Genomic DNA, 18,813 nt, shown 5'->3' with positions numbered 1-18,813 from the left:
AAGCGTTCGTCATCGCAGGCACGTGCTGCATGTCCGAGGCGTCCCTCATCCGGCGCTATGCGCCACCTTCTCCCCCATGAAGGGGGACAATGTCCCAGCGGGAGAAGGGAGTGCTGGCATTGCTGCGGTGTTCTGAAAGCCTCTCTCCCGCGGGCGAGGGGGACCTCGCGCCTCACCCCGCCTGGTTCAACCGGCTATTGCGCCGCCCGTACGCCAGATACACCACCACGCCCAGCGCATTCCACAGCAGGAACCACCCCTGCGTCTTGGCGGGCAGGCTCCAGAACAGATACAGGCAGCCGCCGATCGCCACCGGCCCCACCACCCAGGCCAGCGGTGTGCGGAACGCGCGCGCGCGGCCAGGCTCGCGCACGCGCAACACCAACAGGCAGGCCGCCACCGCCGTGAACGCTGCCAACGTGCCTGCATTGGCCAGCGCGGCGATCTCGTCCAGCCGCGCCACACCGGCCAATGCCGCCACCAGCACCGCGGTGAACAGCGTGATCGCCACCGGCGTGCCGGTGCGCGCATTGACCTTGGACAAGCCGCGCGGCAACAACCCGTCGCGCGACATCACGAAGAAGATGCGGCTCTGCCCGTACAGGAACGCCAGCAGCACGGTCGGCAGCGCGATGATCGCCACCGCACCGATCACCAGCGCCGCCTCGCCGTGGCCCAGCTCGCGCAGGATCAGCGCCAGCGGCTCCGGGCTCTTGCCGAACACGGTGAAGCTCATCGCACCCACCGCCGCCAGCGCCACCAGCACGTAGATCAGCGTGCAGCCGATCATCGAGCCGACGATGCCGATCGACAGATCGCGCCCCGGGTTCTTGGTTTCCTCGGCCGCGGTGGAAATCGCATCGAAGCCGTAGAACGCGAAGAAGATGATGGCCGCAGCCGCCATCACCCCGCGCTCCACGCCATCGGGCCCCATCGCCTTGGAGAAGCCGTACGGCATGAACGGCTGCAGATTGGCGCTGTTGAACGTCGGCAAGGCGATGGCCACGAACACGCCCAGCGCGATGATCTTCAGCACTACCAGTACCGCGTTGAGCGTGGCGCTTTCCTTGGTGCCGGCCATCAGCAGGCCGGCCACCAGGAAGGTGATCACCACTGCCGGCAGGTTCACGATGCCGCCGGCATGCGGCCCGGCAATCAGTGTCTGTGGCAGTTCCACTCCCAGCCATTGCAGGAAGCCGACGAAGTAGCCGGACCAGCCCACCGCCACCGTGCTGACCACCAGCGAATATTCCAGCACCAGGCTCCAGCCCACCACCCAGGCGATGCTCTCGCCGAGTGCGGTGTAGCTGTAGGTATAGGCGCTGCCGGCGGCCGGCATCATCGTGGCCATCTCCGCATACGCCAGCGCCGCGCAGGCGCAGACGATGCCGGCGGCAACGAAGGACAGCAGCACCGCCGGGCCGGCCTTGTCGGCACCGACGCCGATCAAGGTGTAGATGCCGGTGCCGACGATGGCGCCGATGCCCAGTGCGATCAGATGCGGCCAGCTCAGGCTGCGCACCAGCTGCCGCCCGGCCTCGTGCACGGTGACCTGGTCGATGGATTTGCGCCGTAGCCAAGACGACATGCGAACCTCGAAGAACCAAAAAGAATTCCCGAGTGTCGCCCAACGCGCTGCAGCAAAGCTATCTGTCCAAGGTCACGCGCCACGGTGTCCACGACGCTGGCGGCGCTGCCGGGCATGCCGATCCGAGGCCGCTCCGTCCCGCGCCGGAGGCCATCGATGGGCGGGTGCCTGCCGCGCGCAGCTGCGACAGCGGCCCCAGCGGTGTAAACCCACCTTGCGATCAGGACCGCGCTGACGCAGCCCTTGCGACCAGCGCCGCTACACTGCCCGCATGTCATCCGAATCCCTGATCCTTCTCGGGCTGCTATGCGCAGTCCTGGTGCTGCAGCTGGCCCTGCTGCTGCGGCGTCCTTCCACCAGCGGGCTGGAGCAGGCGCTGCGCGCCGAACAGCGCGACGGCCGCGGCGAATTGCGCGAGCAACTCGAAGGCCTGTCCCGGCAGCAGGACAGCCGTCTGGAAACCTTCGCGCGCAATCTCACCGAACTGTCCACCCGCACCGATCAACGCCTGGACCAATTGCGTGAAGCGCTGGGCGAAGATGCCCGCAAGGCGCGCGAAGAAAGCAGCCAGGCCCAGCAACGCACCGGCGAGTTGCTGACCGCGCGGCTGACCGAACTACGCACCCAGCTCGATGGCTTCGGCCAGCAGCAGGAAACCCGCATCCACGTGTTCGGCCAGCAGCTGACCGAACTGATCGCGCGCACCGACACCCACATGGCCGCCCTGCGCCAAGCGCTGGCCGAGGACGCGCGCAAGGGTCGCGACGAAGCCGGGCAGTCGCAGCAGCGCTTCACCGACGCGCTGGGCCAGCGCCTGAGCGAACTCACCCAGCGCAACGAGCTGCGCATCGGCGAAATGCGCGCCACGCTGGAGCAGCAGCTGGCTGCGCTGCAGAGCGACAACGCCAGCAAGCTGGAACTGATGCGCGCCACGGTCGACGAAAAACTGCAGACCACGCTCAACACCCGCCTGGATGCCTCCTTCAAGCTGGTGTCCGAGCGGCTGGAGCAGGTGCAGCGCGGCCTGGGCGAAATGCAGCAGCTGGCCACCGGCGTGGGCGATCTCAAGCGCGTGCTGACCAACGTCAAGGACCGTGGCGGCTGGGGCGAAGTGCAGCTGGAGAACATCCTCGAGCAGACGCTGACGATGGAGCAGTACGCGCGTGGCGTACGGCTCAAGCCCGACAGCGCAGAAGCGGTGGACTTCGCCATCCGCCTGCCCGGGCGTGGCGAGGACACGGTGGTGTGGCTGCCGGTCGACGCCAAGTTTCCGCGCGAGGACTACGAACGCCTGATCGACGCGCAGGAGAAGGGCGACCTGGACGCGATCAAGCAGTCGACCGCGCAGCTGGAGCGCGCCATCCGCGTGCAGGCCAAGTCCATCAGCGACAAGTACGTCTGCCCGCCGCAGACGACCGATTTCGCGGTGATGTTCCTGCCCACCGAGGGCCTGTACGCCGAAGTCATTCGCCGCGCCGGCCTGGTCGACCTGCTGCAGCGCGAGTACCGCGTGGTGCTGGCCGGCCCGACCACGGTCACCGCCCTGCTCAACAGCCTGCAGATGGGCTTTCGCACCTTGGCGATCGAGAAGCGTTCCAGCGAGGTCTGGCAGGTGCTGGGCGCGGTGAAGAGCGAGTTCGGCAAGTTCGCCGGCATCCTCGAAAAAGCCGAGCGGCAGATCGGCACCGTCGGCAAGAGCCTGGGCGAGGCCAGTCGCAAGACCCGCACCATCGAGCGCCGCCTGCGCGGGGTGGAGACCTTGGCCAGCGAACAATCGCAAGGCCTGCTCGATATCGCCGGCAACGACGACACCGGCAGCAGCGATGACGAGGCCGGCGACGAGCAGGAATGAGGACGCTGGCAGTGCGCCGATGTGGAGCGTGACCGCATCGGATGCCCCCGACAAACCCGAACCCGCGCCTGCAGGCACGCGGCAAACACGGCAAGCAGGTCGTCTGCGCCGCCATGCGCAAGCTGCTGCATCTGGTCTACGGCGTGCTCAAATCCGGCACCGCATTCGACCCGCAAAGAGCCTTTGCACGATGAGCGACAAGACGGCATCTGCGCGACGCAGGGCATTGTGCTGCGGCATCACTGCAGGTGATCGCCGTCGTGATGGCCGGCCGCAGGACGTGTGATCGGCAAGGCCCTGCATCCTACCGACGTTGCGTAGCAGCGCCCCGGGGCGCGAGGAGGTCTTCCCGACCACCCATCATCGCGTCCAGGCACGGTCCTGCACGCTGGAAGACGAACCCACCCACCCCGAGCACGCCACGCTGACGCAGCGGTCGCGATGCTTGGCGCACTCCCTGTTCAAAGAGAAGATCCACATGTCGAGCCGATGGATGTACGTGGCAGTGTCCGCACTGCTGCTGGCCGCCTGCAGCAATGCGCCCACCACGCAACCGTCCCTGGCGGCGGGCGCGACCCCTGCATCCGCACCCGCATCCGCGCACGCGGCATCGGCATCCACGGACGCTGCCGACTGCGCTGCCAGGGGCGGCCAGGTGCGCCCGGTGGGACGCATGCAGAGTCCGCGCTGCATCGTGCCGTACGCCGATGCCGGCAAGACCTGCAGCGATAACGCCGACTGCGATGGCGACTGTTTGGCCACCAGCATCGTGCCGACCGGCACCGCCACCACCGGCACCTGCCAGCGCGACAGCGATCGCTTCGGCTGCCGCCAGGAGGTGGTCGGCGGCAAGGGCCAGGCGGCGCTGTGCATCGATTGAAGACCTCGAGTCGTAGATGCCACGGGACCATCATCGCCAGGCCGTCGCTGTCCTGCCCCTGCGTTTTGCCGCCGCGCTGATCGACCGACCTGGCGGGCTGCATCGCTGGCGTGCGCGGTTTATGCTCTGGCGCTCCATCCAGGCAGGCCACTTCGATGAGCCAGAGCATCCACGATATTCCCGTGACCCGCATCGACGGCGAACCCGCCACCCTGGCCGACTATCGCGGCAAGGTGCTGCTGGTGGTCAACGTGGCCTCCAAGTGCGGACTGACGCCGCAGTACGAAGGTCTGGAAGCGCTGTATCGCGATAAACAGGCGCAGGGCCTGGAAGTGCTGGCGTTTCCGGCCAACGACTTCAACGGCCAGGAGCCCGGCAGCGAAGCGGAGATCGCCCAGTTCTGCCAGCTCACCTATGACGTCACCTTCCCGATGTTCTCCAAGATCGCCGTCACCGGCGCCGACACCCATCCGCTGTACCAGGCACTGACCAGCGCACGCCCGCAGGCCACCGGCGACGGCCCGATGCGCGAGAAGCTCGCCGGCTACGGCATCGCACCCAACCCCGCGCCGGGTGTGCTGTGGAACTTCGAGAAATTCCTGGTCGGCCGCGACGGCACCGTCATCGACCGCTTCGCTCCGGATGTGCCGGCAGACGATGCCCGCCTGCGTGCGGCGGTGGATGCGGCGCTGGCTGCGTAGTCCGTGGCGGAGTCAGTGCCAACATTGGCGGCACTGCTGCAGTCACTGACGCCTGACGAAGTGCGCTTCATTGCCCAGCGCGATTATGGACAGGACGCAGAGCGGCATTCACGGGCGCTCGCATCCGTAATTGCGCGCGGTGGCCGGTTCGAGCCGGGCAAAGATTGGTATCCGTACGAAGTCGTCGAGTTGGGCGCTCACACGCTTGTGCCGGGCCACGCACGTGAGTTTGCGGTGTGCACGCTACTGGTAATCGCTGCAGTGCTGGATGGCTTTGATCTGTCCACCACACTTTCAGACAAATTCCAGGACCGTGCGGACGACTATGCGAAGCTGCCGCCGGAACTGCAGAAGGCGATTCTGGCGGCCTATGTCGCGGCTCGACTATGACCAACAACATCATTCGTTCGGATTTCTATGCAGAGCCTAAATATGCGACGCATTAGCAGCACCGTCATGGCCGTGTTGCTTGGCATCGCGGCAGGTCAAGTAAATGCATGTTCCATACCCGCTCATCCAACATTTGAGCAATCCCTGGAGCACGCCACCAGCGTCTTCATCTTTCGTTTGGATCAGGCGCGATATCGGCGCGAAGACTTCTGGCTTGGTGCACACTCCGCTTGGGTGGAGGGCAAGATCGCGCTTGTGCAGAATCTTTATGGCGATCCGACTCGGCTCGTGAACATACAGTTTTCAAGCGTATTGTGCGGTGCGGTCAAGCTGGTCGTCGGGCGTCACTACCTGATCGCGACCCGTGCGACGGGTGACACGATTGAACTGGTGGGTGGGGACGCCTCACTTTTCGAGATCGAAGACCTCTACAACCCGGAAAGAAAGACCGCTTCGCTGCAGTCGATGCTGATATTGCCGGTGATTCGCGCCATCTACGGTGTGCATGCCCTGCCTGAGGACTTCCCTCCGCGCGAGATTGCCGCCAGGACGGTGCTGCAACTGCCGCCGCCCCCGCCGTCCCCACCCCAAGGCTCATGAAGACAGCGCACAAAAAAGCCCGGGAGCGATCCCCGGCTTTTTCTTCCTATCTTCAGTAAAACACGCAAACTCGGCCGATCAACGCACCCAGCTCGGAATCGGCATCGCATCTACCGGCACCGTGCTGTCCTTGTCTTCGCGCAGATAGTCGGGCAGTTCGTTGTTCTGCTCGCGATGGCTGCGCAGGTCGCGCACGATCTGGTAATTGCGGCGCTGCATCCAGGCGTCGCGGGTCAGCGCGTATTCGTCCGGTGCCTGGTCGCGCAGCGAGTCCAGCGACATCAGCTGCGAGCGCGTATCCACCAGCTGCAGGCCCTGCAGCGCGAAGCGCGCGCCGCCGTCGTCGACCTGGCGCACCCACGACAGCGGAATGTCGCCGCCCAGGCCGAAGGTATCGCGCACGGTCCGCGGACCGAACAGCGGCAGCTCGAAGTAACGCGAATTGCGCCAGCCCCACGCGCCCAGGGTCTGGCCGAAGTCCTCGCTGCGGCGCGGAATGCCCGCCGCGCTGGCCGGGTCGAACAGCCCGGCAATGCCCAGCGTGGAGTTCATCACGAAGCGTCCCAGCGACTGCGCCGCGAAGATCGGGTGGCCCTGCAGCAGCTGGTTGACCATGGTCAGCGGCGTGCCGAGGTTGTCGAAGAAATTGGTCACGCCCAGCCGCGCCGGACCCGGCACCACCTTGGTGTAGGCGGTCGCCAACGGACGCGCCACGCCGCGGTCCACCGCCAGGTTGAAGCGGTGCATGCCGCGGTTGTAGCGCTCCCACGGGTCGTAGGCCGGTGCGGCGCCCGGCTGCGCGGCAGCGCCGTTGGTGCCGGCCTGCGGGATGGTGGGGCCGTACAGCGCGTCGAAGTCGTCCTCGGCGGCGGTGGGGGCGCCGGCGGGCGCCGCATCGGCACTGGCGCCAGCCTGATCGGCTGGTGCCACTGCGGCCGGTGGCGCGTCGGCTGCGGCGAACCCGGCCGCGACCGGTTGCGCGGTCACTGCGGAATCGTCGCGGACCGGCGCCTGCGCGCTCGGTGCGGTGTCGCGACTGGCCGAGGAGGGCGGCGCGGACTTCGGCGCCTGGCTGGCGCAGGCGCCGAGCAACAGGCAGGCCAGCAGGGGGAGGGGACGGAACTGTTTCATGTGTGTGGCGCTCAGGCCTGGAAATCGAGAGTGGGGGAGAGGCGATAGGCGGCACGCAGGTCGTCCAGGCCGGACGCCTCGCCCACCACCGCTGCAGGGCCTGCGCCGCGCAGGCGCGCGGCCAGTTCGGCCAGCATCGCAAGGCCGGCACTGTCCAGACGTTGTACACCCGACAGGTCCAGCGTGCGCACGCCATCCAGGTGCGCGATCGCCTGCGGCCAGGCCGCAGTGACCGCTGCACGGTCGAGCACGCCGGTCACCACCAGCGTGTCGCCGTTGCGCTGCACCGGGCTGTTACTTGCCATTGGTCGGCGCCGCGCCGACTTGCATGCTGCCGCTGCGCAGGTCTGCGGCAACCTTGGCGATGCCCTTTTCGCGCAGCGGACCATCGAACTGGGTCTTGAAGGTCTGCACGTAGGAAATGCCTTCGATCATCACGTCGAAGATCTTCCACTGGCCGCCGACATTGCGCATCAGGTAGTCGACCGGAGTCGGGTCGTTGCCGGCACGCAGCAGATCGGTGGACACCTTGACGCCGCGGTTGCCCGGCAGCGCGGTTTCGGACTTGCCGCGGAAGGTCGGCTTGCCTTCGAAGTTGAGCAGCGCGGTGCCGTAGCGCTGCATCAGGTTGTCGGCCATGGCATCGGCGAACAGCTTGATGTCCGCATCGGAGGCGCCGCGACCGTGCACGCCCAGAACCAGGCGTGCGGCGTAGTCGCGGTCGAAGGCCTTGTTCAATTCGCCGTCGATGTACTGACGCAGCGCGGCCGGGTTGCTGCGGAATTCGGCGCGGCGCTGTTCCAGCGTGCTCAGGATGCGGGTGCTGCTGTCGATGACGGTCTTGGTGGCCGCGCCTTGCGCAGGCGCGCTGGCGGCGGCCGGCTGCGCCAGCACGGTGGCCGGTGCGCACACCAGCAGGGTCGAGGCCAGGACGGCGGAGAGCAGGATGGTCTTCATTGGTGCGGTTCCGTAGAGGGAGAAGCGGGCTGGGCAGGCGGGGCGGCCTGACCGTCTGCAGCGGATTTATCACCGCCGCCACTGAACATGTACTTGCCGACCAGCTGCAGCAGATCCACCGCCGGCTGGGTGAAACCGATCTCTTCGCCCGGCTTGAGCGTTTCCGGGTCGCCGCCCGGCTGCAACCCGATATAACTCTCGCCCAGCAGGCCGCTGGTGAAGATGCCGGCCGAGGTGTCGGCAGGCAGGTCCTTGTACTTGGTGTCCAGCGACAGCGTGACCACCGAATCGAACTTGGTCGGATCCAGGCTGATGTCGGACACCTTGCCGATGGTCACGCCACCGATCTTCACCGGCGCCTGCGCACGCAGCTGGCCGATCTGGCTGAAGCGCGCGATCAGGGTGTACTGGCTGGAGCCGAAACCCCAGCGCTGGTTGGTCGAGGCCACTGCCAGTACCAGCAGCGAGGCCAGGGTCAGCAGCAAAAAGGCGCCGACGGCGAATTCGAGTCGTGGTCCACGCATGGCCATGGGCTATCTCACCTGAACAACATTGCAGAAAGGACGAAGTTGAACATCAGCACCAGCAGCGAGGCGTTCACCACTGCGCGGGTGGTGGCGATCGAGGTGCCTTCGATGGTCGGCTCGGCATGGAAGCCCACATAGGCGGCCACCAGCGCGGCGGTGCCGCCGAAGATCGCCGACTTGAGCATCGCCACGCCGAAGTCGTCCCAGAAGTCGACGCTGTTGCTCAGCCCGGACCAGAACGTGCCATTGTCGATGCCCAGCACGTGCACCGCTTCGAAGTAGCCGCCGGTGATGGCCAGCGAGCAGAACACGCCGGTCAGCAGCGGTACCGTCAGCACGGCCGCCCAGAAGCGCGGCGCCACTGCCTTGGCCACCGGATCGATGGCCATCAGCTCCAGCGCCTTGATCTGGTCGGTGGCGCGCATCAGGCCGAGCTCGGCGGCGATCGAGCTGCCGGCACGGCCGATGAACAACAGTGCGGTCAGCACCGGCGCCAGTTCGCGGTATAGCGACAGCCCCAGCAGCGTGGACAGCGCGTCCGATGCACCGTAGGTGGTGAGCGTGCGGTAGCCCTGCAGTGTCAGCACCAGGCCGACGAAGGCGCCGCCCACCGCAATGATCGGCAGCGAACGCGCGCCCACCTTGTAGATCTCGCGCACCAGCTCGGCGATGAAATCGCGCGTGGGCAACGAGCCGCGCAGCACGGTCAACGAAAACAGCCCGGCGCGACCGAAGGCGCGAATCGAGTCGGCGAAGGCCATCAGGCAGCACTCCGGTCGCGCCGCGGCGCGGCATCGAAGGCGATCGGGCCATCCGGCTGCCCGTGCAGGAACTGCTGCACCAACGGGTCGGTGCTGTCCTGCAGCTGTTCGGGCGTGCCGGCGAACACGATGCCGCCGTTGGCGATGACCACCGCCTGGTCGCAGATCGGCAGCGTCTCGTGCACATGGTGGCTGACGATGATGCTGGTCAGGCCCAGGCTGTCGTTGAGGCGCTGGATCAGGCTCATGATCACGCCCGAGGCGATCGGGTCCAGCCCGGTCAGCGGCTCGTCGTAGATCATCAAGGGCGGGTCCAGCGCCAGCGCGCGCGCCAAGGCCACACGCCGCGCCATGCCGCCGGACAACTCGCGCGGCCAGGCATCGGCGGCGGCGAGCAGGCCCACCGCGTGCAGCTTCATCTGGACCAGGCGCTGCAGCACCGGCGCCGGCAGGCGCGTGTGCGTGCGCAGCGGCAATGCCACGTTGTCGGCCACGCTCAGGTCGGTCAACAGCCCATTGCCCTGCAACAGCACGCCGACATTGCGGCGCATCTCCAGCAGCGCGCGGCTGCCGTGCGGGATGGGATTGCCGAACAAGGTCACGCTGCCGGCCACCGGGCGCAGTTCGCCGGTCAATGCAGCCAGCAGCGTGGACTTGCCGCTTCCCGACGGACCCAGCACGGCGGTGATGCTGCCGTGCGGCACCTGCAGCGAGACATCACGCAGAATCGCGCGCCCGCCGCGATCGATGCGGACGCCGGACAATTGCACGACAGGGGAAGCGGACGCCGTCATCGAAGCCTTTAACAGAATTCCAACGCGATAGAGTAGCCGTCACACGGCTGAACATAACCGAACCGTGGCGTGCAGTATTGTCGCATTCGCCGGGCCTGCGATGTGGGCGCAGATGGCGCGATCTGCGTAACAGCGTGTCCCGTAGCGCATCCGCTCTGATCCACGCGCGCAACGTACGCCGTAGTAGGGAGCAGTGGGGCGCGCGATCGAAGCCCCCGCGATGGTGCATATCGACTTCGATGCGCCCGCGATCGTCCTGTGCCGCCTGAGCATTGGACGCTGTGATCTGTCGAGTGTGTCGCGTTGCCGGTTCCGACATCTTGTGGGACAAGCGACAAGACGCGAGGATCTACGCTACCTCGTCGCCCAGGAGTCCTCCATGGAGTTGTTGACGCTTGAACATTTCGCCGGCAGCGTCAACGAGACCTTCGCCGCCGCATTGAATGATGGCGAGGTTCCGTTCGTCCTGGTGGAAGCGCGGCCCTTGCAGAACGCACGTCGTTCGCAACGCGCGCCGTTCTCGCTGTTGTTCCGCAATGGGTCGGCGTTCCTGTTTCCGCAGCAAACCTATCAGATGCGTCACGCGCGGCTGGGCGAGATCGGTATCTTTCTGGTGCCGGTGGCACGCGAGCGCGACGGGTTTCTGTATCAGGCCGTCTTCAACTGAGCGCGCCCTGGAACGGCTGACACAGCGACTACGCAGCCGCCAGGCGGATGCGCTCGGTGCTCGGACCAGTCCACGCTCCGGTGCTGGGCGCGCCGTCCACGCCCACCCGCCCACTGCTCACGACGTTTTGCAGGCTTCTTCCGGATTGGGCAGGCCCAACCTGGCGCTCTCAAGCAGGCGGGTGATCGCTGGGGTGCCAATGCATCTGCAGGTGCGTCTGGGTGCTGTCGCCCGCAACGAATCCCAGGCGTCCATACAGACGTTGGGCGGCGGGATTGGCGTGCAGCACGTGCAATGACACCGTGCATCCGGCCTCGCGTGCCAGTGCCTGCGCGTGGACGATCAGCTGCGAGCCGATGCCCCGGCCACGCCACTCGGGCAGCAGGCTGATATCCACCACTGTCAGGTGCGTGGCAGCGCGGTGCAGGTACAGGCGGCCGATCCGCAGATCTTCCACCTGCACGATCGAAAACTCGGCACCGGCAAAATGCTGTCGGTAATGCGCGCGCTGCAGGGCGAACTGCTGCTGCAGGAAGGCGCGCTTGGTCGCTTCCGGCCACGGCACCGGCGCCAGCTCGTCGCTGCGGGTGCTGGCGTAGAGATCTTCCAGCCACGTGATATCGGTGGGCTGCTCCGGCCGCAGTTCAAGCCCCGCTGCGGCGGGTGCGTTTGCGCACAGACGCGATGGCGCGCTGGCCTGCGTAACGCGCCCAGGCATTGGCATCGCCTAATTGAACACCGGGTAGTCGCCCTGCAGCGCGATGCAGAAATTCACCGCCAGATAGGGCTGCCGGTTCTCGTGCGGCAGGCCATTGCCGGTGGGCAGCAGCATGGTCGGGGAAAACTGCTTGTCGGGCGCGACCGCCAGGAACGGCCGCTCGTTGTTGATGTTCAGCGACGACAGGGCCGCGCCGCTGGCGGGTGTGCCGGTCCGCTTGGTCGCGTCGGCTTGCGAGAACGCGTTCACTCCGTGCTGATGCATCGGGATCTGCGATTGCTGCAGGCTCACCGAGGCGGAGCCGAAGTTGCTGCCCAGCGGATGCGGGCTCAGGCCAGGCCCCTGGCCCTGCTCACAACCGGCGCGTGCGCAGAAGTTCGGCAACTGGAAGGTGCTGCTGCCGTTGCCGCCGTAGGCCACACCCAGTAGCGAATACAGCGTGGTGTTCTGCGCGACCGGCAGCACGGCGCCGTTGCAAAATGCCCAGCCATAGGGGTTGTAGTCGAAGCCGAACAGCTGGATTTCGCCGATATAGGGTTCGGTCATGAGCGGGTTTCTCCGATGGTGGGGATGCATACCGCAGCCGGGTCGGTGCGGCGCATGGGATCAGGCCTGCTGCGGAAAGATGCCGGTGGTGGCAATGCAGTACTGCACCGTCAGCGTCGGCATGACGTTGCTGTGCGGTTGGCTGCCGCCGGCGAACGAAGTGCTCTGCGCGGACATCGTCACCTGGGTGGCGCCGGTCAGATTAGTGGCATAGAACAGACCGCCATCGACTGCTCCCGGCACCAGCCCGGCAGGCGCTGTCGCGGTGGCTGCCGCCGTGGTGGCCTGGGCGGTATGCGTATGCGCCGGCATCTGCAGGTCGATCAATGTCACCGTCTCGGTGCCGGCGCGCTGGCCCAGCACATAGTTGCTCAATCCAGTCCCCTGGCCCTGGTGGATCGGCAGACGACCGCGCAGGTCCGGTACGCCGAAGGTGCTTGTGCCATTGCCGCCGTAGGTGGTGCCGAGCAGCAGGTACAGCGGCTCGTATTCGGAGATCTGCAGCAGGGTGCCGTCGCATGCCTGCCAGCCCTGAGGAGTACGGCCGAAGCCGAACATGCGGATTTCGCCGATGAATGGAGTGCCCATGTAGTCCTTCCTGGTCGATGAAGCGCCGCGCGCCGACAACGCGCCCTGCGCCCGAATGCGGAGACGCCTAGTTGCGCGAGGGGAAGATGCCGGACAGCGCGATGCAAAAATTCAGCGTGGTGTACGGCTGCAGGTTCGGGTGCGCCTGATTGCCGCCGCTGCTGGCGATCGTGGACTGGGCCAGCGGCACCATCGTGCCGGGTGCGGCATACAGTGCGTGCGGCGTGCCCGGCCCCGGGCTGACGACATTGTTGGCAAACAGGCGCCCGGTCGGAGCGCGGTTGTCGCCGTTACCGCTGCTGCAATCGAGTATGTGCAGGTGCGGGGGCAGGTTGTCGCCCACCAGCGTCACGTTCTCCGCGCCGGCGCTCTGGCCGATCGGCGCGGCGGGTGGCTGCCATGCCGGATCCACCGACGGCCCGTAGCCGATGGGCGTGCGGCCGCGCATGTCGGGCAGGCCGAAGGTGGTCTTGCCATCGCCGCCGTAACGGGTGCTCAGCAGGCTGAACAGGGCCTGGTTCTGATTGATCGGCAGCAACTGCCCGTTGCACTGCGCAAAATACTTCGGCGCATAGGTGAAGCCGGTCAGCATGATCTGACCGATGAAGAACTCGCTCATCCAGCTCTCCCGAGTAGATAAACCCCCGGCCTCATGCCAGGAGCAGCCCTACACATACCGGCCGGACCCACACACAGCAAGCCGCGATGCATCAAAACTGGAATGAAGTATTAATTTTTTGTTCTTTAACTGGCAGTCAGTTCCTGTTTCAATGGCGCCGCAGCGCGGATATGCCTTCAAAGGCATGAATGACGCACTGATCTGAGGCACCAGGACTGTTGCCAGCGCCAGCGGGGTGGCGTGTTTCCAGGGGATCATCGAATGTCTATGAATTGCACCGCGGCACGCGGCGTGCGCCTGGCCTTGCAGTGGCTGACGGCGCTGGTGTTGTTGGCGACCTCTCAGGCTGCGCTCGCCGTCTACTGCCCGTCTCCCAAAAGCGCGACCATCAACTCGGGCGGCTCGGTGACTTTCGAGGTCGGCGACTGCGATGGGCCATCGGACTTCGGCATGCAGACCGGTAACGTCTCTCCGTCGCATGGCAGCTACAGCCTGCCTGGCCAGAATCCCGACAGCACCGAGCAGGTGACCTATACCAACAACGGGGATGGTGCGACGTCAGACACGTTCACCCTTGGCGATGAGGACGGCAATCAGGTCGTCTTCAACATCACCATCAACCCCTCGCGTCAAGCCAGCATCGCGGTCTCTCCCGCCAGCGCCAACGAGGATAGCGGCACCCCGTTCGTTTACACGGTGACGCTGAGCCAGACCAACAGCTCGCCCACGACGGTGAACCTGACCCGCAGCGGGTCCGCCACCAGCGGCACCGACTACTCCGGCGCGGTGAGCAGCGTCGTGGTCCCTGCCAATGCTACCTCCGCCAGTTTCAGCGTCACCCCGATCGCCGATGCGACGGTGGAGGCGGACGAGACGGTGACCTTTACCGTCGCTGCCGGCACCGGCTATTCACCGGGCAGCCCGTCCAGCGCCACCGCCACCATCGTCAACGACGATTTCCCGACCGCCAGCATTGGCGTGTCGCCGGCCAGCGTCAGCGAAGATGGCGCCACCAACCTGGTCTACACCGTTACCCTGAGTCAGGCGCCCGTGTCGGCTGTCTCGGTCGGCTTCAACGTGGGCGGCACCGCGACCTCGGGCACCGACTATGCGGCCGTCAGCTCCCCGCTGGTGATTGCGGCCGGGCAGACCACCGGCACGATCACGATCAATCCCACTGCCGACAGCACGGTCGAGCCCGACGAGACGGTGCTGATCGGCCTCAGCGCTGGCACCGGCTATACCGTGGGCTCGCCGTCCAGCGCCACCGGCACCATCCTCAACGACGACCAGCCTGCGTTGAGCATCAACGACGTGTCGGTGAACGAGGGCAACGCCGGCACCACCAACGCGACCTTCACCGTTTCGCTGAGCCAGCCAGCGCCGAGCGGTGGCGTCAGCTTCGATATCGCCAGCGCCGACGGCACCGCCAGCGCGGGCGTGGATTACGTGGCCTCCAGCCTGACCGGGCAGACCATTCCCGCCGGCAGCAGCAGCGCCACCTTCATCGTGCTGGTCAATGGCGACACGCTCAACGAACCCAACGAAACCTTCTTCGTCAACGTCAGCAACGTCAGCGGCGCGACCATCACCGATGCGCAAGGGCAGGGCACCATCGTCAACGACGATGCGGTGCCGGCGCTGTCGATCGACGACGTCAGCGTGAGCGAAGGCAACAGCGGCACGACCACCCTCACCTTCACGGTGAGTCTGAGCGCGCCCAGCGCCCAGACCGTCACGGTCAACTACGCCACCGCCGACGGCTCGGCCACGGCCGGCAGCGACTACGTCGCCCGTTCCGGCACCTTGACCTTCGCCCCGGGGACGACCGCGCAGGGCGTGGCAGTGACGATCAATGGCGACACTGCGGTCGAAGCCGACGAGACCTTCAGCCTGGCCTTGTCCGGAGCCAGCAACGCGAGCATTGCCCGCGCCACCGGCACCGCGACGATCCTCAACGACGATGCGGTGGTCACCGTCGCGCCGGCCTCGCTGCCGGCGGCCACCGCGGGCACGGCATACAGCCAGAACGTGCTCGCCAGCGGCGGTACCGCGCCCTATACGTTTGCGCTCACCGCCGGCGCGCTACCGGCCGGGATGACCCTGAGCAGCGTTGGCGTGCTATCGGGCACGCCCACCAGCAGCGGCAGCTTCAATTTCACCGTGACCGCCACCGACAGCGGTAACCCGACCTCCGGCAGCCGCGCCTACACCCTGGTCGTGGCGGCGCCGACCATGACCCTGCCGGCGACCACCCTGCCCAACGCCACTGGCGGCCAGGCCTACAGCGCCGCCATCAACCCGGCCACCGGCGGCATCGCCCCATACACCTATACGCTCAGCGTCGGTGCCTTGCCGGCGGGCATTGCCATCAACAGCGCCACCGGTGCGCTCAGTGGCGCGTCCACCACGATCGGCACCTACAATTTCACCCTCACCGCCACCGACAGCACCACCGGCACGGCCGCGCAGGCCACCCGCAGCTATACGCTGACGGTGGTATCGCCGACGCTGGTCATCGCGCCGGCAACGTTGCCCGCCGGCACCTTCGGCGCGGCCTACAGCCAGACGCTGAGCACCAGCGGCGGCAATGCGCCGTACAGCTATGCGCTCAACGCGGGCGCCCTGCCGCCCGGGTTGAGCCTGAGCAGCGGCGGCGTGCTGTCCGGCACCCCGGGTGCGGCCGGCAGCTTCTCCTTCAGCGTGAGCGCCACCGATGCCGACGGGTTCGGCACCACGCAGGCCTATACGCTGGCGATCGCCGCGCCGACCCTGGTCATCGCGCCGCCGACCTTGCCGGCTGCCACGCGCGGTACTGCCTACAGCCAGAGCCTGAGCGCCAGCGGCGGCACCGCGCCGTACACCTATGCAATCAGCAGCGGCGCGCTGCCGGCCGGGATGACGCTGGCCAGCACCGGCACCTTGTCCGGCACGGCAACGGTGGAAGGCACGTTCAACTTCACTGTCCAGGTCACCGACGCGAACGCCTTCACCGGCACCCAGGCCTATGCGCTGACGGTGGCGGGCCCCAACCTGGCACTGCCGGCCTCCACCTTGCCGGCCGGCACCGCCGGGCAGGCCTACACGGCGGCGATCACCCCGGCCACCGGCGGCACAGCGCCGTACACCTATGCGCTGACCGCCGGAACCCTGCCGGCCGGCATCGTGCTGGATGCGGCCACCGGCGGGCTGAGCGGCACGCCAACGGTCTCGGGCAGCTTCAACTTCACCCTGACGGTTTCGGACAGCACGCCCAGCCCGGCCGCGCAGGCATCGCGCAGCTATGTGCTCACCGTCAACACGGCCACGCTGGTGATCGCGCAGGGCACGCTGCCGCCGGCCGTCAGCGGCACCGCCTACACGCAGACGCTGACCGTCAGCGGCGGCGTGGCGCCCTACACCTTCACCGTGAGCAGCGGCACCCTGCCGGCCGGGTTGACCCTGGCCCCGAACGGCACGCTGTCGGGCACGCCGAGCGCCGAAGGCAGCAGCACGTTCACCATCACCGTGACCGATGCCAGTGCCGCCAGCGCCTCGCAGGCCTACACCTTCACCGTGGGCAGCGCCGCACCGGTGGCGGTTGCAGACACCGCCGTGACCATGGACGCCACCGCAGTGAGCGTGGCGGTGACTGCCAACGACACCGGCACGATCAGCACGATCGCCATTGCCGCCGCTCCTGCCAACGGCACCGCGGTGGTAGATGGCCTGCAGGTGATCTACACCCCGAACGCCGGCTTCATCGGCACCGACGTGCTGAGCTATACCGCCACCGGTGCGGGCGGTACCTCGGCGGCGACCACGCTGACCCTCACCGTCAATGCCCGCCCGGTGGCGGTGTCGGTGACCGCAGAGGCAGTGCCTGGCGAAGCGCAGCAGGTGGATATCACCCGCAATGCCACCGGTGGGCCGTTCGTGGCCGCCGCGGTGGTCGCGGTGCTGCCGGCCTCGGCGGGTACGGCCAGCATCACCCGCGTCGGCGGTGCGGCCATCGCCTCGGCGGCGGGCGGGTCCGGCCCATCGACGGCGGCGACCGCGATGGCCGAACCGCCCAGCTTCGTGCTGACCTTTACGCCCAACCCGGCCTTCGTCGGCCAGGCCACGGTGCAGTTCACCCTGTCCAATGCATTTGCCACCTCGCTCCCGGCCAGCGTGGTGTTCAACATCGCACCGCGCCGCGACCCGAGCCAGGACGCGGAAGTGCGTGGCCTGATCGATGCGCAGTCCGAGTCCACCCGGCGGTTTGCGCGGGCGCAGATCGACAACTTCCAGCGCCGTCTGGAAGCCACCCACCGCGGCGGCGGCGGCGTCAGCAATGCGGTGAGCTTCCAGCCCACCTCGCATTGCCGCGAGGCCGACCGCGGCATCAGTGCCCAGCCGTGCAGCCGGGACACGCAGGATGCCGACAACGACTTCCGCGATGCGCCGGCGGCGGCAGGCAGCAGCACCGGTGCGCAGGGCCAGGGCGATCTGGGCCTGTGGATCGGCGGTGCGATCCGCTCCGGCAGCCTGAACCGGCAGGCCAACAGCAACGGCGTGGATTTCCAGACCGATGGCCTGAGCGTGGGTGCCGACTACCGGCTGGCGCCGTCGCTGGCGATCGGTGCGGGCCTGGGCTGGGGCCGCGACGACAGCGATGTGGGCACGCGCGGCAGCCGCATGAGGGGCACCGCCTACACCATGGCGTTGTACGCCAGCTTCCATCCGGGCAAGGCGTTGTTCTTCGACACCCTGGTGGGCTACCAGTTGCTGTCCTACGACCTGCGCCGCTTCGTCACCGACGACAGCTCGCTGGCCGAAGGCAGCCGCGACGGCAAGCAGTGGATCGCCTCGCTGTCCACCGGCGCGGATCTGCAACGCGGCGAGCTGCAGATCACCCCGTATGCGCGCGTGGATGTGGCACGTGCCACGCTGGATGGCTATGTCGAACAGGGCGTGGCGCCGTTCGCACTGCGCTATGCCGACATGGACGTGGCCACCAGCACCGGCAACCTGGGCCTGCGCCTGGAATGGCGCCGCGAAGTGGCCTGGGGACGGTTCACTCCGCAGTTGCGCGTGGAGTATCAGCGCGACTTCCAGGGCCGCGGCGATGCCACCTTGAGTTATGCCGATCTCAGTGGCGGTCCGTTCTACCGCACCGGGCAGGCCGCATTCGACCGCAATCGCCTGATGGTGGGCATCGGCGCGGCATTGTTGACCGAGCAGGGCCTGTCCACGCGGCTGGAATACCGCGGCATCACCGATGGCGACAGTGGCAACGACCAGATCTGGATGATCAATCTGGAAAAGACCTACTGATCGCGCTGCGCGCCATGCAATAAGCCAACCCACTGGGCCGGACGTGATGTTCGGCCCAGTGCGTTTGGGCCGGTGCGCAGCGGTGCCATGGCCTGGCGCGAAGATGGGCGGTCGTCGGAGGAAGCCCCCGATCTGCAGTGCGTTCGCCTGGCTGCCAATCGCGCATCCCAGGCAGATGCTGCGGGATCGGTATCCG

Annotated in this window: 19 protein-coding genes; 8 read left to right on the top strand and 11 right to left on the bottom strand. The window is 67.1% G+C overall.

What is annotated here, in order from left to right; all coding sequences use genetic code 11:
• Positions 1-172: 172 nt before the first annotated feature.
• A complete protein-coding gene (locus ACCQ05_RS21815) occupies positions 173-1,588 on the bottom strand; it encodes an amino acid permease (RefSeq protein WP_372392498.1) in 1,416 nt (471 codons plus the stop codon).
• Positions 1,589-1,907: 319 nt separating this feature from the next.
• On the opposite strand from ACCQ05_RS21815, the gene ACCQ05_RS21810 reads away from it, so the two are divergent.
• The 6 genes from ACCQ05_RS21810 (at position 1,908) to ACCQ05_RS21785 (ending at position 6,011) form a co-directional block, all read left to right on the top strand.
• On the top strand, positions 1,908-3,440 hold the full coding sequence (locus ACCQ05_RS21810) for a DNA recombination protein RmuC (RefSeq protein ID WP_372394229.1): 1,533 nt from the start codon (positions 1,908-1,910) through the stop codon (positions 3,438-3,440).
• Between the two features lie 41 nt (positions 3,441-3,481).
• The gene (locus tag ACCQ05_RS21805; RefSeq protein ID WP_506191532.1) at positions 3,482-3,634 is read left to right on the top strand and encodes a hypothetical protein; all 153 of its coding nucleotides are present in this window, start codon (positions 3,482-3,484) and stop codon (positions 3,632-3,634) included.
• Between the two features lie 284 nt (positions 3,635-3,918).
• The gene (locus ACCQ05_RS21800; protein ID WP_228964474.1) at positions 3,919-4,320 is read left to right on the top strand and encodes a hypothetical protein; all 402 of its coding nucleotides are present in this window, start codon (positions 3,919-3,921) and stop codon (positions 4,318-4,320) included.
• A gap of 155 nt (positions 4,321-4,475) precedes the next feature.
• On the top strand, positions 4,476-5,021 hold the full coding sequence (locus ACCQ05_RS21795; RefSeq protein ID WP_372392497.1) for a glutathione peroxidase: 546 nt from the start codon (positions 4,476-4,478) through the stop codon (positions 5,019-5,021).
• Positions 5,022-5,036: 15 nt separating this feature from the next.
• Entirely contained in the window at positions 5,037-5,411 is a 375-nt protein-coding gene (locus tag ACCQ05_RS21790; protein WP_228964476.1) for a hypothetical protein, read from the top strand.
• A gap of 66 nt (positions 5,412-5,477) precedes the next feature.
• Positions 5,478-6,011, top strand: coding sequence for a hypothetical protein (locus tag ACCQ05_RS21785; protein WP_372392496.1), 534 nt, complete (start codon positions 5,478-5,480; stop codon positions 6,009-6,011).
• Between the two features lie 78 nt (positions 6,012-6,089).
• On the opposite strand, the gene ACCQ05_RS21780 is transcribed toward ACCQ05_RS21785, so the two are convergent.
• Genes ACCQ05_RS21780 through ACCQ05_RS21755 form a run of 6 tightly spaced genes read right to left on the bottom strand, consistent with a single transcriptional unit; the run spans position 6,090 to position 10,181 of the window.
• Complete coding sequence (locus tag ACCQ05_RS21780) at positions 6,090-7,142, bottom strand: MlaA family lipoprotein (protein ID WP_372392495.1); 1,053 nt, start codon at positions 7,140-7,142, stop codon at positions 6,090-6,092.
• 11 nt (positions 7,143-7,153) lie between these two features.
• On the bottom strand, positions 7,154-7,447 hold the full coding sequence (locus ACCQ05_RS21775; protein WP_104543671.1) for an STAS domain-containing protein: 294 nt from the start codon (positions 7,445-7,447) through the stop codon (positions 7,154-7,156).
• Entirely contained in the window at positions 7,437-8,099 is a 663-nt protein-coding gene (locus ACCQ05_RS21770; protein ID WP_372392494.1) for an MlaC/ttg2D family ABC transporter substrate-binding protein, read from the bottom strand. Before ACCQ05_RS21770 ends, ACCQ05_RS21775 begins: the two co-directional genes overlap by 11 nt.
• Positions 8,096-8,629, bottom strand: coding sequence for an outer membrane lipid asymmetry maintenance protein MlaD (mlaD, locus tag ACCQ05_RS21765; RefSeq protein ID WP_064507882.1), 534 nt, complete (start codon positions 8,627-8,629; stop codon positions 8,096-8,098). The genes ACCQ05_RS21770 and mlaD overlap by 4 nt, the downstream gene beginning before the upstream one ends.
• 8 nt (positions 8,630-8,637) lie before the next feature.
• Complete coding sequence (locus tag ACCQ05_RS21760; RefSeq protein ID WP_039441429.1) at positions 8,638-9,387, bottom strand: MlaE family lipid ABC transporter permease subunit; 750 nt, start codon at positions 9,385-9,387, stop codon at positions 8,638-8,640.
• Positions 9,387-10,181: an ABC transporter ATP-binding protein gene (locus ACCQ05_RS21755; protein WP_104543677.1), complete on the bottom strand. Its 795-nt coding sequence runs from the start codon at positions 10,179-10,181 to the stop codon at positions 9,387-9,389. Before ACCQ05_RS21755 ends, ACCQ05_RS21760 begins: the two co-directional genes overlap by 1 nt.
• A 379-nt stretch (positions 10,182-10,560) precedes the next feature.
• Between ACCQ05_RS21755 and ACCQ05_RS21750 the strand changes: the two genes are divergently transcribed.
• Complete coding sequence (locus ACCQ05_RS21750; RefSeq protein WP_104543679.1) at positions 10,561-10,848, top strand: DUF6916 family protein; 288 nt, start codon at positions 10,561-10,563, stop codon at positions 10,846-10,848.
• Between the two features lie 169 nt (positions 10,849-11,017).
• Here ACCQ05_RS21750 and ACCQ05_RS21745 read toward each other — a convergent pair whose 3' ends face one another.
• The 4 genes from ACCQ05_RS21745 to ACCQ05_RS21730 all read right to left on the bottom strand — a co-directional run bounded on the left by ACCQ05_RS21745 (position 11,018) and on the right by ACCQ05_RS21730 (position 13,319).
• The gene (locus tag ACCQ05_RS21745; protein ID WP_372392493.1) at positions 11,018-11,566 is read right to left on the bottom strand and encodes a GNAT family N-acetyltransferase; all 549 of its coding nucleotides are present in this window, start codon (positions 11,564-11,566) and stop codon (positions 11,018-11,020) included.
• Positions 11,567-11,575: 9 nt separating this feature from the next.
• Positions 11,576-12,112: a phage tail protein gene (locus ACCQ05_RS21740; protein ID WP_372392492.1), complete on the bottom strand. Its 537-nt coding sequence runs from the start codon at positions 12,110-12,112 to the stop codon at positions 11,576-11,578.
• 60 nt (positions 12,113-12,172) lie between these two features.
• The gene (locus ACCQ05_RS21735) at positions 12,173-12,700 is read right to left on the bottom strand and encodes a phage tail protein (RefSeq protein WP_372392491.1); all 528 of its coding nucleotides are present in this window, start codon (positions 12,698-12,700) and stop codon (positions 12,173-12,175) included.
• A gap of 67 nt (positions 12,701-12,767) precedes the next feature.
• Positions 12,768-13,319, bottom strand: a complete 552-nt coding sequence (locus tag ACCQ05_RS21730) for a phage tail protein (RefSeq protein ID WP_104543687.1) — start codon at positions 13,317-13,319, stop codon at positions 12,768-12,770.
• A gap of 492 nt (positions 13,320-13,811) precedes the next feature.
• On the opposite strand from ACCQ05_RS21730, the gene ACCQ05_RS21725 reads away from it, so the two are divergent.
• The gene (locus ACCQ05_RS21725; protein WP_372394227.1) at positions 13,812-18,617 is read left to right on the top strand and encodes a putative Ig domain-containing protein; all 4,806 of its coding nucleotides are present in this window, start codon (positions 13,812-13,814) and stop codon (positions 18,615-18,617) included.
• Positions 18,618-18,813: the final 196 nt, after the last annotated feature.

This window comes from Xanthomonas sp. NCPPB 3582 (genome assembly GCF_041475735.2).
In the GTDB taxonomy this organism is placed as follows: domain Bacteria; phylum Pseudomonadota; class Gammaproteobacteria; order Xanthomonadales; family Xanthomonadaceae; genus Xanthomonas; species Xanthomonas codiaei.
This window is presented reverse-complemented; position numbering and strand designations above follow the sequence as displayed.

What these genes read in the sequence shown, in the direction of transcription:
- ACCQ05_RS21730 (WP_104543687.1), bottom strand. Translation starts at nt 13,319, where the DNA reads ATGAGCGAGTTCTTCATCGGTCAGATCATGCTGACCGGCTTCACCTAT.
- ACCQ05_RS21755 (WP_104543677.1), bottom strand. Translation starts at nt 10,181, where the DNA reads ATGACGGCGTCCGCTTCCCCTGTCGTGCAATTGTCCGGCGTCCGCATC.
- ACCQ05_RS21760 (WP_039441429.1), bottom strand. Translation starts at nt 9,387, where the DNA reads ATGGCCTTCGCCGACTCGATTCGCGCCTTCGGTCGCGCCGGGCTGTTT.
- ACCQ05_RS21815 (WP_372392498.1), bottom strand. Translation starts at nt 1,588, where the DNA reads ATGTCGTCTTGGCTACGGCGCAAATCCATCGACCAGGTCACCGTGCAC.
- ACCQ05_RS21735 (WP_372392491.1), bottom strand. Translation starts at nt 12,700, where the DNA reads ATGGGCACTCCATTCATCGGCGAAATCCGCATGTTCGGCTTCGGCCGT.
- ACCQ05_RS21780 (WP_372392495.1), bottom strand. Translation starts at nt 7,142, where the DNA reads ATGAAACAGTTCCGTCCCCTCCCCCTGCTGGCCTGCCTGTTGCTCGGC.
- ACCQ05_RS21740 (WP_372392492.1), bottom strand. Translation starts at nt 12,112, where the DNA reads ATGACCGAACCCTATATCGGCGAAATCCAGCTGTTCGGCTTCGACTAC.
- ACCQ05_RS21750 (WP_104543679.1), top strand. Translation starts at nt 10,561, where the DNA reads ATGGAGTTGTTGACGCTTGAACATTTCGCCGGCAGCGTCAACGAGACC.
- mlaD (WP_064507882.1), bottom strand. Translation starts at nt 8,629, where the DNA reads ATGGCCATGCGTGGACCACGACTCGAATTCGCCGTCGGCGCCTTTTTG.
- ACCQ05_RS21800 (WP_228964474.1), top strand. Translation starts at nt 3,919, where the DNA reads ATGTCGAGCCGATGGATGTACGTGGCAGTGTCCGCACTGCTGCTGGCC.
- ACCQ05_RS21775 (WP_104543671.1), bottom strand. Translation starts at nt 7,447, where the DNA reads ATGGCAAGTAACAGCCCGGTGCAGCGCAACGGCGACACGCTGGTGGTG.
- ACCQ05_RS21805 (WP_506191532.1), top strand. Translation starts at nt 3,482, where the DNA reads ATGCCCCCGACAAACCCGAACCCGCGCCTGCAGGCACGCGGCAAACAC.
- ACCQ05_RS21745 (WP_372392493.1), bottom strand. Translation starts at nt 11,566, where the DNA reads ATGCCTGGGCGCGTTACGCAGGCCAGCGCGCCATCGCGTCTGTGCGCA.
- ACCQ05_RS21795 (WP_372392497.1), top strand. Translation starts at nt 4,476, where the DNA reads ATGAGCCAGAGCATCCACGATATTCCCGTGACCCGCATCGACGGCGAA.
- ACCQ05_RS21785 (WP_372392496.1), top strand. Translation starts at nt 5,478, where the DNA reads ATGGCCGTGTTGCTTGGCATCGCGGCAGGTCAAGTAAATGCATGTTCC.
- ACCQ05_RS21770 (WP_372392494.1), bottom strand. Translation starts at nt 8,099, where the DNA reads ATGAAGACCATCCTGCTCTCCGCCGTCCTGGCCTCGACCCTGCTGGTG.